Source organism: Niallia sp. FSL W8-0177, from assembly GCF_038006285.1.
Taxonomy (GTDB): domain Bacteria; phylum Bacillota; class Bacilli; order Bacillales; family Cytobacillaceae; genus Niallia; species Niallia circulans_A.
Genome location: NZ_JBBOUX010000001.1, coordinates 1,552,620 through 1,566,358, shown reverse-complemented (window position 1 = coordinate 1,566,358; position 13,739 = coordinate 1,552,620). Strand labels below are relative to the sequence as shown.

Below are 13,739 nucleotides of genomic sequence, written 5' to 3'. Positions count from 1 at the left end.
TAGCCTTCTTAAACCATTATAATTATGCTTTTACAGGAAGATGATGATGATCATGATGATGTTTCCCTTTGTGCTCTTTACCAATAGTAATACTATATTCTGCATTAAAAGGAATATTTAAAATAGTAACAGTTAAATCAAAACCGAAAATTGTAAATGGCATAAATTTCACCCCTTTATTAAAAGAATACCTCCAAGCAATCAAAGGATTTATTAATTGCTTGTCCTTTCCATATATAGTATGAAAATGGTGAAACAAATGATTGTGCCATTAATAATTTTTCTATAAAGAAAACCATAAAAAATAAGAAAGCAGCAGTACTGCCTTTGTTTAAATATAGATTTCTTAATTTTCCCTATAGTTAGTTTATATTGCTCAAATTCAGGTAAATATACATTAATTAACAATCAAAGGAGATTGCAACGGTGGATTCATTAAGAAAATTAAGTAATGATCACTTAATGACTGCATACTTTTCTGCAGTTAAACTCAAATTATCAAAAAGACGAATGGTACTTACTTTAAAAAGAAGTATCATTTTTTATTATCAGCTGTTAATCATGTCATCCCCCCTCATTAACCTCTTACCATTTTCCAATACTATTGGACTTCTTTCATAAATATAGTGGTTGTTAATCGCATTTTGGTTAGTTTTATTTCTTTCTCATAACAGTCTTGTTATAATAAAAAAAGATCAATACGAAGGGACTGAATTATGCACAGATATCAATATATAACCCCAAACTAAACTTATAAAATGGAGGGAAAATATTGATTACAGAATTACACACTACAAGACTATTATTAAGAAAAATGAGAGACTCAGATTCAACTAGTTTATTTCCGATTTGGTCGGATCCAGAAGTGACAAAATTTATGAATATCGACAGTTTCACAGAGGAAAGTCAAGCTAAAGAAATGATTTTTTTCTTAGATGAGCTAGCAAAGGAAGATAAAGCCATTCGCTACGCCATCATTGAGCGGGAATCGAACCAAATTATCGGTTCTTGTGGCTTTAATTTTATTGATTTTGACAATGCGAAAGCGGAAATAGGATATGAATTAAGCAAACTCCATTGGGGACAAGGATATGCAAAAGAAGCAATTTCATGCTTAATTCAATCTGCTTTTACTGATTTAAACCTAAATAGGATTGAAGCTAAAATCGAACCTGATAACTTTAATTCAATCAGACTTATAGAAAAGTTATCTTTTACTTACGAAGGAACTTTAAGAAAAGCGGAAAAGGCTAAGAATCGTTTTATTGATCTCAAATTGTATTCACTTTTAGCTTCAGATTAGATTTTTATTAATCAAATTCCTTCAAAAGCGGAGTGATTTATCATACGCTGCTTTTGAAGGATTATTCACGCTTCGTTTATCCCAGTAAGCAAAGCCGCTTAGAAGGAGGCTTGCATTATTTTTTCATACTATTACTGTAAACAACTGTTATATATCCTTTGAACCTTTATTTTTTGAAAAAACTTTTCTAGAAAGGCGTTGTTCCAAATCCTCATAATAGGCTAAAAATTGATTAGTCAACTTTAATTTTGGTAAAGTCAAATATACTAAAATGGATGACATAGTCGCAATGAATGCCCCAACGAAAACATCCATTGGATAATGTACTCCAACCCATATACGCGATATCCCAACAATAAGTGCAAGAATAACCCAAAACAACCAAATCCCTCTTTTAAACAAATAAAAGGATAGACAAATGGAAAAAAATAAAATTGTATGATCGCTTGGAAAAGAATTATCCACAGCCTTTTCAATCAATTTATTTACATTTAACAACTCTTCTGTTTATGGCATCATAAAAATGTAGGGTATGGCATTAAATTTGTGCAATAGGGCCGTAGGCCCTGCACAAATTAAAAAACCACTTGTCAACATTCCAAAATACACATACACTTCCTGTTGGGACAAACAAGCGCAGGAGGTATTAAGGAGATGTTGGCAGTGGCCGAAATTAATTATATCAGACATGAGGTAAACATAAAAGACAGTAACTATTCGGAGATTGCACAAAGAATAGGAAGAGATCGTAGAACTGTTAAGAAGTATGCAGAACAGGATGATTTTAGTCCTGTAGAAAATATCAAACAAGACAGACCATCTCCAGTGATGGATCCTATTAAACATATAGTAGATGAATGGTTAATAGAAGATTTTAAACAAAAGAGAAAATTCCGTAGAACTGCAAAGAGAATTTGGGAGCAATTAAAAGAGGAGTTTGATTTTAAGGGTTCTGATCGAACAGTAAGAAACTACATATCCCATCGAAAAAAAGAACTATTAAATGAAGCGAATCAAGCAGCGTTATCACTAGAGAGCAAACCTGGGTCAGCTCAAGTGGATTTTGGAGAAGCTCCGTTTAAATATCAAGGGGAACAGATAACTCTACCCTATCTGGTTCTTTCTTATCCATATAGTAATTCATTTTATTTTCAGGTATTCCCCGCTCAAAACAAAGAGTGTTTTTTAGAAGGATTAAAGCGTATTTTTCACCATATGGGTGGTGTTCCAAGAACAATTAGATTCGATAATCTTTCAGCTGCCGTAAAGAAGGTATTGCCAAATGGCGAACGGCAGTTAACAGAGGAATTTCAGAACTTCGTTCTACACTATGGGTTCGAAAGTGAATTTTGTAATCCTAATAGTGGGAATGAAAAGGGTCATGTGGAAGCAATGGTGAAATATGTGAGAAACAATTATTTATTGCCTGGTCTCCACGTACTGAATTTAGACGAACTTAATAAGACGTTGTGGGAAAAAGCTGAGAAAGATCGTGAGAGAAAACATTATGAAAAGGAATCTTTCATATCCCAGCTGTTTGAAGAGGATCGGAAAGCCTTTTTGGTTTTACCAAGTAAGGAATACCAATGCATCAGATACGAAACAGTGAAAGCCGATAAGTACGGTTATATTAAAGTAGAAAAAAATCTATATTCTACTTCACCAAGATACGCTTTAAATAAGGTTCTAATTCGTATTTCATATAATTCAATTGATATTCTTACAGATGATTATCAACTAGTCGTTAGCCATCCTCGACTCTATGGTCAATATAGAAAATCGATTAATTGGCAGCCATACTTAAATCTAATGGCCAAACGTCCTATGGCACTTAAATATACTAGTTTCTATGAGCAGTTACCACAAGAATGGCAAACATATTTTAATTCATGTACTTCCTCTGAAAAATCAGAAGCCCTGAAGTTATTAGGTACAGTGATGAAAGATTATGATTTTAGTAAAATTACTGAAGCGCTGAAGATTGCATCAGAGCATGGTCATCCTTCGGTTGAATCAATTAAACAAGTATTCTACCAACTAATTAATGGTCGAGGGATACGCGAAGAAGTACATCTCCAAAAGTCATTGCCTATTATGCCGGAGGCTACTAGAGGTCTACAGCATTATAATCAGCTTCTAAAAGGAGCTGAAATAAATTGAGTACGCAGATTCAAGAATTCGCTAAACGATTGAAATTAAGTTGGATTAGAGAACATTATCAAGAGATAGAAGCCACATCAAATGAAGAGTATTTACTGAAGCTTTTTGAAAAAGAAATTGAGCAACGAGAAGAACGAAAAACAAATCTTTTACTTACACAAGCAAGCTTACCTAAAGTCAATGGGAAACCTTTTGATTGGAAGGACATTGTCCTAACAGCAGGACTAAGTAGTGAAGACCTATTAAATGGAGTATTCATGAAGCAGCAAGAAAATCTAATTTTCTATGGGGGTGTAGGTGCAGGTAAAACCTATTTAGCTACGTTAATTGGATTGAATGCCATACAAAGGTATGGCAAAGCTGTTAAATTCTATACAGCGGCATCATTAGTTAATCGATTATTAGAAGCAAATGAAAAAGGTAATCTCAATAAGCTTTTTAAGCAAATAGAGAAATTGGATCTTTTGATTTTGGATGAGTTAGGTTACATTCCTCTTCACAAACAAGGGGCTGAATTATTGTTTCAGGTTATTTCGATGTGTTATGAAACCAAAAGCATCATAATCACGACAAACCTTCAATTCGGTCAATGGAATCACGTTTTTGGGGATCCAATATTAACGGAGGCAGTAATTGATCGACTCATCCATCATTCGCATTTGATTGTATTTAAAGGCGATAGTTATCGTTATAAGGAGTCAATTATTCAGAATTAAATTTCGTTGGCAAGTGGTTACATTTTTGATTGCCGTTTTATGCATTTTTTGCTTGCCAAATACAAACTCTTCAAAAGGTTGATAATTTGAATGCAGTATTCCAGCTATTTTCCCTCCAATTTCTGCAAATAGGAAACTAACCATGGCACATAATACCATCATCCTATTTTTCTTCTTGCTACTGAACCAGAGCAGCAAAGTTGCAATAGCTAAGAAATAAACCATATACTCGGCAATAAGTATCATTGGTATATTCAAAAAGGTGTATTGCTTTCCTAAATCATTAATGTACCTAAATAAGTGAATATTAACCTCTGAAAAAATCATAAATATCTAAATCCTCTCTTTTGATATACTATGACTTTTAATTTAAAGTAAAATACGATTTTTCTCCTTCCAAATAGATAACATTTTTCTTTATACACGAACAGTACTGTAATTTTAATGTGACAATAATGTTTGATTTATAGCTGGATTATTCAAAAGAGAGTAAACAAAGGACGTTATTTTCCAGCTGCAGCTTGATCTTTTTCCTCCTTTGAATGAAACACAGCAAGTATTACATATAATAAAAAAGACTTGATTACAAAAATACCAAGTCATAAAGGATCGAATATAAGCATATGGACACCAAAGTGATCTGTCTCATGAGAAGACAAACAGAAAAACTACATATTTTTATTGATGACTGAAATTGTACCTAAATCTACATGGAGGAACTGCAATAATGTAGAAAGTGGTATAAAATCCTCTTTGGAGTTTCTTTGCATGTAAAAAGCATCCACTGGATGCTTTTTATACTTTAAATCCTATTTACTATTTCTGAATATTTTTTAAATAATTCTTCAATTTCTTCTGGCCTTACATCATCTCCAAAAAAATCTGCCTGTTTCACATGTAAGGCTATTAACTCCATAATCATATCGTACTTATTTCTTCCAGTAGTTTTTAACTCCATCTTTGCACCTCCCTCCCTTTCATTATTAAAGAAAAGAAATTAATGGACAATCTATATATTTCGTCATTTTTCGACATAAATCTTCTTACCTATTTTTTAAGGTTAATTCCAAAAGGTGATCGCAATTAATGGGGAAGCTGCAGTATGTTACGATTAAAAAGGTAGTGGGGAATTGATACGATTTCTTGTATAAAACAATTATATATGCATTTCACATTTTTATTTTTCTTTGCCACCTCATTTGGTTATCTTATGTAATACTGGGAAAGTAGCTGTCTTTGTATACTCTAATCTTTTTTTATGTTAGGGTAAAGCTATCATTAATCTAAATTTCATATATCAATTATTTAATTAAGTAAATGAAATTATTTTTTTGAAATAAAAAACAAAGGATGATTTGTTGAATAAAATTATAACGTTCGGCCAAAAGGTAATATACAACGGCAGAATTCACTTTTGCTTTTCAGATTTTGAAGAAAATGGGCTCATAGAAATAATTGATCCAAAAACGAAATCAATTTTCTTAACTCAACTTGAATGTCTTATATATAGGGTAAAATAAGCTATCCATTTAACTTGATTGTTTTTTCATGCTCTTACACTTCCTTTTCCTTGCTAACATTTTTCAAAAGTACTGTTTCCCTTGCCTTATTTCTAATATTAATGTTTAGAATCTTGGCTTGTTGTATTTCCTGCTACTTCTTTTACAATCAGCATCATCATACAAATTATTAGATATAGGAAAAATAAAGAAGTCTTATATGGATAAGAGAATACTGAATTTCCTAACTGAATCTATTTCACTTATTTTAAATCTCACACAGAAAATGTGCTCCTAAACAAATTCTCCCATTCCCCGTCCTTACTAATAAAATTTATAAATGAACAGTATGACAAGTTGAGGTAGTAACCTAACAAGCAAAAGCACTTTCGAAAGATTGCTTACTTATCCAATTCTTTATTTTCTAATAAATTAATACGTTTAAGCTTATTATTCTCATAAATAGCCCCTTCCCGTTCTCCTTCTCTCTTACAAAACCCATTTTATTTTTAGACAAACATTTTCTGGAACTAATTAACATAAGATATCTAAAAGTAAAAGGAGGTAAACTATGTATCCAGAAGTTATTACAGGGCTTGACGGTCCAATATATCACGGCACTACATTTTTTCAAGCTGGTCCTTGGAATCAGCCATTGCATTGCCAGGATAATAAGTGTCATGTTCACTATTCCCACGGAGTTATCAATTTGAAATATCCCCCTTATCATTCAACTACTTATCCTTATCCACAATTTCTAGGATCTTACGTTCCAGGTGTACCAGGTTTTACTACGCTTTTTCATGCTCATTCTAGAAATAATATTTATTCATTCATTGAGAAGGCAATTGATGGTGAGTATTCTGCTATCTCTTGTTACCAACATCTGATTAACCTAGCACCATCAAAAGAAATCAAGGAAAGAATCACGGAAATTAGAAATGATGAAATGCGACACTTCAGAACTTTTTCGAATTTATATACACAATTGACGGGGAAGAACCATCAACCCAAAATGATAGAAAATTGCCCAAAACAGTTTAACGCTGGAATAGACTTTGCATTTAAAGATGAACAAGAGACCGTTGATTTTTACTTAGAAACTGCTTCCAAAACTGATAATCTAAAAATTAAAGAAGCATTTATCAGAGCAGCCCATGATGAACAAAATCATGCAGTTTGGTTTCTTTATTTTTTAAATAAACGCGTAAGCTAGGATAATCACCTAGCTTATTTATTGGATTGGCAAACTATCCTTTTAATTTTCCATCTTAATAAAATTTCGTCTATTCCATCTAAAAAAGCCTTGGTATAAAAATACCAAGGCTTTTATCATTAATACATTTCCATATACTGGTCGCGCTCCCATGGGTGCACTTGGACACGGAACATATACTATCTCATAATAGTAGGCAAAAGTTCATATAAATACAGAAGTTTTACGCTTTCCTTTTTATCTCATAATAGATAATATAAAAGATGTTAAAAGTGAAGTAGATAGAGTAATCGTGGAATATAACCATTATCGTTATCCATGGGGATTAAATAAAATGACCCCGGTACAATACCGGGACCATCTAATTGCTGCTTAGCACTTTTTTAAACTGTCCGTAAAATGGGGCACAGTTCAATCAAGAACGCTTTTATATTTTTATTTTAGTTTCATATTAGCCAAAACAAAATAATTGTCATACCAAACTGCCTTACTATCTGTTTTAATTTCAAGCTTTTTAACACCTTTAACGGATATAGACATATTAATTGGTAAGTCACCCGCATTAAAGTTATACTCTTTGATTAATTTACCATCACCATAAAATGCAATATGGCCAGGAATTTGACCACCATCTTGTAAACCTAGCATACCAGAAATAGATGAGTACTTCCCTTGAAGGTTAAAGTCATATACGTTGCTCTCGTTATCGTTTGCAACATAGAATGCATAACCTTTGGAATATTTATTTCCTCCTGTTTTTAAAGCCCAATCTTCATTGGTATATGAGCTACCAGTTTGATGATATGGTTCCTCAAAGACATCAGACATATAAACTCCATTTGTACCTTCACCTAAGTACCAAGTTTTCACTTTACTATTATAAGAAGTACCAACATTATACATTGAACCTAATAGTTGAACAGGAGCGTAAGGTACACCATTGTAGTTAACTAAGACAGGAACCGATTTACTTGATATTGTTGTATTACCGCTTTTTGTATTACCAAGATAACTTAACTTAGCGTCAAGAGGTTGAATTACTTTAGCCTTTAGGCTTTTAATTTCTTTATCACGAGATGCTACCTTATCTTTTTGGCTTTTTATTTCTTTATCTTTACTTGATATAGTTGATTTTAAACTTTTTATTTCTTTATCCTTAGAAGCTACATTACCCTTTTGTTTTTTTATTTCTTTATCTCTGCTGGAAACTTTTGATTTTAAATCCTTTATTTCTTTGTCTTTTGAAGAGACTTGTTTTTTCAACTTGCTATTTTCCGCTTTTAAATCTTTAACTTGCTTTTCTAATGATGACTTTGAAGCTGCATCTACAGTGCTACTAAATGTAACAAATGTACCCAATGTGAGTACAAATGCCATTAGAAACATTAATACTTTTCTGTTTTTCACTAATTCTCCCCCTTTATGTATATATACCTATGACTAAAGTATTATATTATATCCATTCTATAAAATCAACCATATTTTTCTATAAAAATACATATCCTAGCAATCTAAAAAAACCCCCTAAGGAGGAACGCTTCTCTTTGAATATTTTCTTAATGATATAAATTTAATATGTATAAATGCAAACAATTTAAACTTAATAGAAAATAATTGTTTATATTTTTTTAATTTTATTGAAACATTTTTTCATCTTTTCGTATTTATCACTATCTTACATAAAAGGATGGTTAAGAATACTTATGTCATATTTACAATTTAGTGAGGTTTTTATAAAAAATATTCGAGAGCAATTGAATGCAGACTTCTTTGTCTCAAAGGACTTCGTGATAGAAACTAATTATTTTTCACCTAAAGCAAAACATCTTTACATAATTTATAAGTATCAGAAAAATTATGAATTTACGCTACGCTATTTTTTGGGTAATGATTCATTTTCCATCACAATGCAGCCTGGTGATATTATCTTGAAAGCATATTGAGAAGAGCAGAATTACCTCAAATACCGATTCATGCCCTTAGAGATACTCACGCAGTTTTATTATTAGAAGCTGGGGCAACTATAGAATATATACAAAAAAGACTTGGTCATAAAAACTACCAAGTCACTGTAGATACCTATTCACATATATCTAAAAAAATTGAAGAAAATTCTTTATCTAAGTTTGAAAGTCATATGAATAATGTCCTCGGAAAAATTTAATTTCATGGGCGTTTTATGGGTGCTAGTTATTCTGACCAATAACTAACCATTTCCACCCATGAAATAATTTAGCTAAATCCCTTATGAATAAAGGATTTTTCCAATCAATACATTTCCATATACTGGTCGCGCTCCCATGGGTGCACTTGGACACGGAACATATCCCATTCAATCTCTTTAGCTTCTACAAAGTGATCAAAGATATGCTCGCCTAGAGCGTCAATCATTGTTTCATTTTGCTTTAGCTCATCTAATGCTTGCGCTAAAGTTGATGGTAAATCAACAATGCCTTCCGCAATTCTTTCTTCTTTGCTCATGATGTAGATATTTCGATCTACTGGAGCAGGAGGAGTCATTTGGTTTTCGATTCCGTCTAAACCTGCTTTTAATAAAGCTGCCATTGCTAAGTATGGGTTAGCAGCTGGATCTACACTACGTACTTCTACACGAGTACTTAAGCCACGTGAAGCTGGAATACGCATTAGTGGAGAACGATTTCTAGCAGACCATGCAACATAGCAAGGTGCTTCATAACCAGGTACTAGACGCTTATATGAGTTTACAGTCGGGTTAGTAATGGCTGTAAAGCTAGTAGCATGTTTACCGATACCAGCGATAAATTGCAATGCTGTTTCACTTAATTCTAATTCACCTTTTGAATCATAGAAAACATTTTCGCCATTTTTGAATAGAGAAAGGTTGCAGTGCATACCTGAACCATTCACACCAAATAATGGTTTTGGCATAAATGTTGCATGAAGTCCATGCTTGCGAGCAATTGTTTTAACAACTAATTTAAATGTTTGAATTTGATCACAAGCTGTAATTGCATCCGCGTATTTAAAATCAATTTCATGCTGTCCTGGTGCTACTTCATGGTGAGATGCTTCAATTTCAAAGCCCATCTCTTCCAATTCTAACACGATATCACGACGACAGTTTTCTCCTAAGTCTGTTGGTGCTAAATCGAAGTAACCACCATTATCATTAAGTTCTAAAGAAGGTGCGCCTTTTTCATCCAATTTAAATAAGAAAAATTCCGGCTCAGGCCCAAGATTGAAATCCGTGAATCCTAGATCTTCCATCTCTTTCAAGACTCTTTTAAGATTATTACGAGGATCTCCTCCAAATGGTGTTCCATCTGGATTGTAAATATCACAAATCAAACGTGCTACTTTTCCTTTTTCAGCAGTCCATGGGAATACTACCCAAGTGTTTAGATCAGGATATAGGTACATATCTGATTCTTCAATACGTACAAAGCCTTCGATAGAAGAACCATCAAACATCATTTTATTATCCAATGCCTTATCTAACTGACTAATTGGAATTTCCACGTTTTTGATTGTTCCTAGGATATCCGTGAACTGTAAACGGATAAATTTCACATCACTTTCACTTGCAAACCTTTTGATATCTTCTTTAGTGTAATTTTTAGCCACGACTATTCCTCCACTCCCTACTTTTCTTCTTATCTATTTTTGAAAATAACGAGACATGTCTCCTTGTCTCATAGAGGGACGATGAGTATCATTAAAGCGACCTGCATTTAATAATTCTTTACGCAATAATTTACGCAAATCCTCATCAGATAATTCTCTGCGTGCTTTTTCTGCTTCTTTCTTTACTTCATCTGTCAGCACTTGTTTTTCTTGAACAGAGAATATTTGTTTAATTCCAGCAAGGTTTACTCCTTGATCAATTAGATCTTTAATCTCCAATAACTTATCAATATCCGATAATGAAAAAAGTCTTCTATTGCCATCCGATCTTGCTGGAGCCACTAATTCGTGTTCTTCATAGTAACGAATTTGTCGAGCAGACAGCTCTGTTAATTGCATGACAATACTTATTGGAAAAAGAGGCATCGATCGACGAATTTGACTACCAGACATAGCATTCGGCTCCTTTAAATTGATTTAATTCCCCTTCATTATATGATTGGGGAAAAAAGATGTCAACTAATGTTACAATTTCTTCCCAACTGATGTAACAGATTGTTATACTCAAATAGTAATCAGTTTTTGTTCTAATAATTGATTAATGGCAATACATATAGCAATTTTAACATGCGAGTACGTTAATCCCCCTTGAACATAAGCAACATACGGAGGTCGGATAGGTCCATCTGCTGTTAATTCAATACTTGCACCTTGAATAAAAGTCCCAGCTGCCATAATGACATCATCTTCATATCCTGGCATGTAATTAGGATATGCCGTTACGTGGGAGTTTATCGGCGAAGCATATTGAATGGCTTGGCAAAAAGCAATCATTTTGTCTTTATCATCAAATTGAACAGATTGAATAAGATCCGTTCTTTTTGCATTCCAGCTAGGCGAAGAATTCATCCCCAATTTCTCCAGCATAGCTGCTGTGAAAATTGCTCCTTTTAAGCTTTGACCAACTATATGTGGAGCAAGAAAGAACCCTTGATACATTTCTTGTAAACTGTAAAGTGAAGCCCCTGCCTCCGCCCCAATACCTGGAGACGTCATGCGGTAAGAACAAGCTTTAACGAATTCCTCTTTTCCGACAATGTAGCCGCCTGTTTTAGCAATTCCCCCACCAGGGTTTTTGATTAAAGAACCTGCCATTAAATCAGCACCAACATGGCACGGCTCCAAATCTTCGACAAATTCCCCGTAGCAATTATCAACAAATACAACTACATCACTTTTAATTTCTTTAACAAAAGCAATCATTTTTTCTATTTCTTTAATGGAAAAGGAAGGTCTCGTTGCATAGCCCTTTGATCGCTGTATCCCAATCATTTTTGTATTTGCATGGATAGACGCAGCGATTTTTTCATAATCTGGCTGTCCATCTGGAAGTAAATTAACGCTGTTATATCCGATGTTAAACTCTCGCAGCGACCCAGTCCCTTCCCCTCGTATCCCAACAATTTCTTCTAATGTATCATACGGTTTGCCTGTAATATATAGAAGTTCATCGCCTGGTCGAAGGATTCCAAATAGCGCCGTACTGATAGCATGTGTTCCTGATATAATTTGTGGTCTCACTAAACCAGCTTCCCCGCCAAACACTTCCGCATAAATACTTTCCAAAGTATCGCGACCAATATCATCATATCCATACCCAGTAGACGGAATAAAATGTGATTCACTTACTTTGTGATTTTGAAAGCTTGCTAAGACACGAAATTGATTGGAATCAATTCTTTTATCGATTGATTGATGTACTTCCTTTATTTGTTCTTCCACTTCCATTACTAATGTTTCTAGCTGTGTTCCATATGTTAACTGTTTATACATTTATTTCTCCCATTCCTCTTTTTCTATCGACTTTTTATAGTTTAAAATAGCATGTTCTTTAAACGCATACCCTTTACACAAATAGTTTTGCGTTTCTTCATCAAAAATTAAGCTTCGCAGGACTGTTTCATTTTTTAGCTGCGACAATAATTTCCCGTTATTACTTTCAACCGTTGTTTCATAATATTCCATGTTTTCCATCATCATTTGTTCAATTGTCTGCTTTAGCTGTTCCCGGTCTTCTTTATCAAAAGCACTGATTAAAATACTTTCTGTTTTGGATGTAGGGACAAATTTTGGATGCACTAAATCCTTTTTATTATAGACCGTTAAATGCGGAATTGCAGGTATTTCCAAATCTTCAAGTAATTTATGTACGGTTTCCTCATGCTGATAATATTCCTCATTGGAACTATCCACAACGTGAAGCAATAAATCAGCTTCTCGGACCTCTTCTAAAGTAGAACGGAAAGCAGCAACTAATGTTGTTGGTAAATCTTGAATAAAGCCTACTGTGTCCGTAATCAGTGCCGAAAATCCGCTTGGCAAAATAATTTTGCGTGTCATTGGATCTAAAGTTGCAAACAAAATATCTTCTTCAAATGAATCTGCTTCCGAAAGGCGATTAAATAGTGTCGATTTACCGGCATTTGTATAGCCGACTAAGGCGATTTGGAATGCTCTGTTTTTCTTTCTTCTCTCTCGATAGCGATCACGATGCTCGACAATCACACTTAATTGCGTTTTAATATCATCAATTCTCCGTCTAATATGCCTTCTATCTGACTCAAGCTTTGTTTCACCAGGACCTCTTGTCCCAATCCCCGCTCCTAGTCTCGATAATTGCAGACCCTGACCGCCTAAACGCGGCAATAAGTATTGTAATTGAGCAAGCTCTACTTGCAGCTTTCCTTCTTTCGATCTTGCTCGCGAAGCGAAAATATCTAAAATAAGCTGTGTACGATCAATAATTCTAGCGTCCAAATTTTTTGATACATTACGCACCTGACTTGGCGATAACTCATCATTAAAAATGATTAAGTCTGCTTCTAACTCCTCTGCAAGCATTTCTAGCTCTTCTACTTTTCCTTTGCCAATATATGTAGAAGGATGAATTCTTTCTCGCATTTGGGTTAGAGTAGCGACAACTTCTCCATTTGCTGTTTTCGTTAAATTCGCAAGTTCTTCCATCGAATATGCAAATCGGGCAGCATCATTTTGTGTCTCGCAGCCGACCAGGATTACTTTTTCTTTTTCTATTTTAGTTTCTTTCAAGTATGTAAACCTTCTTTCCATGTCGAACTTTATCTATTATAGCAAACAAACAATGTTTCTTCTATTTGCTCCTTATAAGGTTACCCAAAATATGTCTTAGTAAAAATGCCTTTTTAGAAAAATACAGAAAA

General features: G+C 33.8%; 16 protein-coding genes. 7 read left to right on the top strand and 9 right to left on the bottom strand.

Features of this window, described 5'->3' with window-relative positions:
- Positions 1-22: 22 nt before the first annotated feature.
- Entirely contained in the window at positions 23-163 is a 141-nt protein-coding gene (locus tag NST77_RS07630) for a hypothetical protein (protein WP_163188593.1), read from the bottom strand.
- Between the two features lie 263 nt (positions 164-426).
- On the opposite strand from NST77_RS07630, the gene NST77_RS07625 reads away from it, so the two are divergent.
- Positions 427-621, top strand: coding sequence for a hypothetical protein (locus tag NST77_RS07625; protein ID WP_172860331.1), 195 nt, complete (start codon positions 427-429; stop codon positions 619-621).
- A gap of 151 nt (positions 622-772) precedes the next feature.
- Positions 773-1,303: a GNAT family N-acetyltransferase gene (locus NST77_RS07620; protein WP_095328477.1), complete on the top strand. Its 531-nt coding sequence runs from the start codon at positions 773-775 to the stop codon at positions 1,301-1,303.
- 147 nt (positions 1,304-1,450) lie between these two features.
- On the opposite strand, the gene NST77_RS07615 is transcribed toward NST77_RS07620, so the two are convergent.
- Positions 1,451-1,768, bottom strand: coding sequence for a phosphatase PAP2 family protein (locus NST77_RS07615; RefSeq protein ID WP_445668915.1), 318 nt, complete (start codon positions 1,766-1,768; stop codon positions 1,451-1,453).
- A gap of 189 nt (positions 1,769-1,957) precedes the next feature.
- On the opposite strand from NST77_RS07615, the gene istA reads away from it, so the two are divergent.
- Positions 1,958-3,463: an IS21 family transposase gene (gene istA / locus NST77_RS07610; RefSeq protein ID WP_171509407.1), complete on the top strand. Its 1,506-nt coding sequence runs from the start codon at positions 1,958-1,960 to the stop codon at positions 3,461-3,463.
- Positions 3,460-4,179, top strand: a complete 720-nt coding sequence (gene istB, locus NST77_RS07605) for an IS21-like element helper ATPase IstB (RefSeq protein ID WP_341122867.1) — start codon at positions 3,460-3,462, stop codon at positions 4,177-4,179. Before istA ends, istB begins: the two co-directional genes overlap by 4 nt.
- On the opposite strand, the gene NST77_RS07600 is transcribed toward istB, so the two are convergent.
- Complete coding sequence (locus NST77_RS07600; RefSeq protein WP_341122866.1) at positions 4,162-4,506, bottom strand: hypothetical protein; 345 nt, start codon at positions 4,504-4,506, stop codon at positions 4,162-4,164. The two genes, istB and NST77_RS07600, sit on opposite strands and share 18 nt — an antisense overlap.
- 475 nt (positions 4,507-4,981) lie before the next feature.
- Positions 4,982-5,137 carry a hypothetical protein gene (locus NST77_RS07595; protein ID WP_161798419.1) on the bottom strand — a complete coding sequence of 52 codons (156 nt, stop codon included), beginning with the start codon at positions 5,135-5,137 and terminating at the stop codon, positions 4,982-4,984.
- Positions 5,138-6,249: 1,112 nt separating this feature from the next.
- Between NST77_RS07595 and NST77_RS07590 the strand changes: the two genes are divergently transcribed.
- Together NST77_RS07590 and NST77_RS07585 are read left to right on the top strand one after the other, a co-directional pair.
- Positions 6,250-6,894 (top strand): ferritin family protein, encoded by a 645-nt coding sequence (locus tag NST77_RS07590; protein ID WP_141231314.1) that lies wholly within the window; start codon positions 6,250-6,252, stop codon positions 6,892-6,894.
- A gap of 208 nt (positions 6,895-7,102) precedes the next feature.
- A complete protein-coding gene (locus NST77_RS07585; RefSeq protein ID WP_141231315.1) occupies positions 7,103-7,270 on the top strand; it encodes an IS3 family transposase in 168 nt (55 codons plus the stop codon).
- A 59-nt stretch (positions 7,271-7,329) separates the two neighbouring features.
- Here NST77_RS07585 and NST77_RS07580 read toward each other — a convergent pair whose 3' ends face one another.
- Complete coding sequence (locus NST77_RS07580) at positions 7,330-8,301, bottom strand: NPCBM/NEW2 domain-containing protein (RefSeq protein WP_163188478.1); 972 nt, start codon at positions 8,299-8,301, stop codon at positions 7,330-7,332.
- Positions 8,302-8,833: 532 nt separating this feature from the next.
- On the opposite strand from NST77_RS07580, the gene NST77_RS07575 reads away from it, so the two are divergent.
- Positions 8,834-9,058, top strand: a complete 225-nt coding sequence (locus NST77_RS07575; RefSeq protein ID WP_235850190.1) for a tyrosine-type recombinase/integrase — start codon at positions 8,834-8,836, stop codon at positions 9,056-9,058.
- Between the two features lie 104 nt (positions 9,059-9,162).
- Here NST77_RS07575 and glnA read toward each other — a convergent pair whose 3' ends face one another.
- The 4 genes from glnA to hflX form a co-directional block, all read right to left on the bottom strand.
- Complete coding sequence (gene glnA / locus NST77_RS07570) at positions 9,163-10,500, bottom strand: type I glutamate--ammonia ligase (RefSeq protein ID WP_095328471.1); 1,338 nt, start codon at positions 10,498-10,500, stop codon at positions 9,163-9,165.
- A 33-nt stretch (positions 10,501-10,533) separates the two neighbouring features.
- The gene (locus NST77_RS07565) at positions 10,534-10,953 is read right to left on the bottom strand and encodes a MerR family transcriptional regulator (RefSeq protein WP_016204997.1); all 420 of its coding nucleotides are present in this window, start codon (positions 10,951-10,953) and stop codon (positions 10,534-10,536) included.
- A gap of 111 nt (positions 10,954-11,064) precedes the next feature.
- Positions 11,065-12,333, bottom strand: a complete 1,269-nt coding sequence (locus NST77_RS07560; protein WP_123259467.1) for a methionine gamma-lyase family protein — start codon at positions 12,331-12,333, stop codon at positions 11,065-11,067.
- Complete coding sequence (hflX, locus tag NST77_RS07555; protein WP_095328469.1) at positions 12,334-13,629, bottom strand: GTPase HflX; 1,296 nt, start codon at positions 13,627-13,629, stop codon at positions 12,334-12,336.
- Between the last annotated feature and the right edge of the window lie 110 nt (positions 13,630-13,739).

Coding starts and splice junctions, on each gene's coding strand:
- istA (WP_171509407.1), top strand. CDS start 1,958: ATGTTGGCAGTGGCCGAAATTAATTATATCAGACATGAGGTAAACATA.
- NST77_RS07590 (WP_141231314.1), top strand. CDS start 6,250: ATGTATCCAGAAGTTATTACAGGGCTTGACGGTCCAATATATCACGGC.
- NST77_RS07595 (WP_161798419.1), bottom strand. CDS start 5,137: ATGGAGTTAAAAACTACTGGAAGAAATAAGTACGATATGATTATGGAG.
- NST77_RS07630 (WP_163188593.1), bottom strand. CDS start 163: ATGCCATTTACAATTTTCGGTTTTGATTTAACTGTTACTATTTTAAAT.
- hflX (WP_095328469.1), bottom strand. CDS start 13,629: ATGGAAAGAAGGTTTACATACTTGAAAGAAACTAAAATAGAAAAAGAA.
- NST77_RS07560 (WP_123259467.1), bottom strand. CDS start 12,333: ATGTATAAACAGTTAACATATGGAACACAGCTAGAAACATTAGTAATG.
- NST77_RS07600 (WP_341122866.1), bottom strand. CDS start 4,506: ATGATTTTTTCAGAGGTTAATATTCACTTATTTAGGTACATTAATGAT.
- NST77_RS07565 (WP_016204997.1), bottom strand. CDS start 10,953: ATGTCTGGTAGTCAAATTCGTCGATCGATGCCTCTTTTTCCAATAAGT.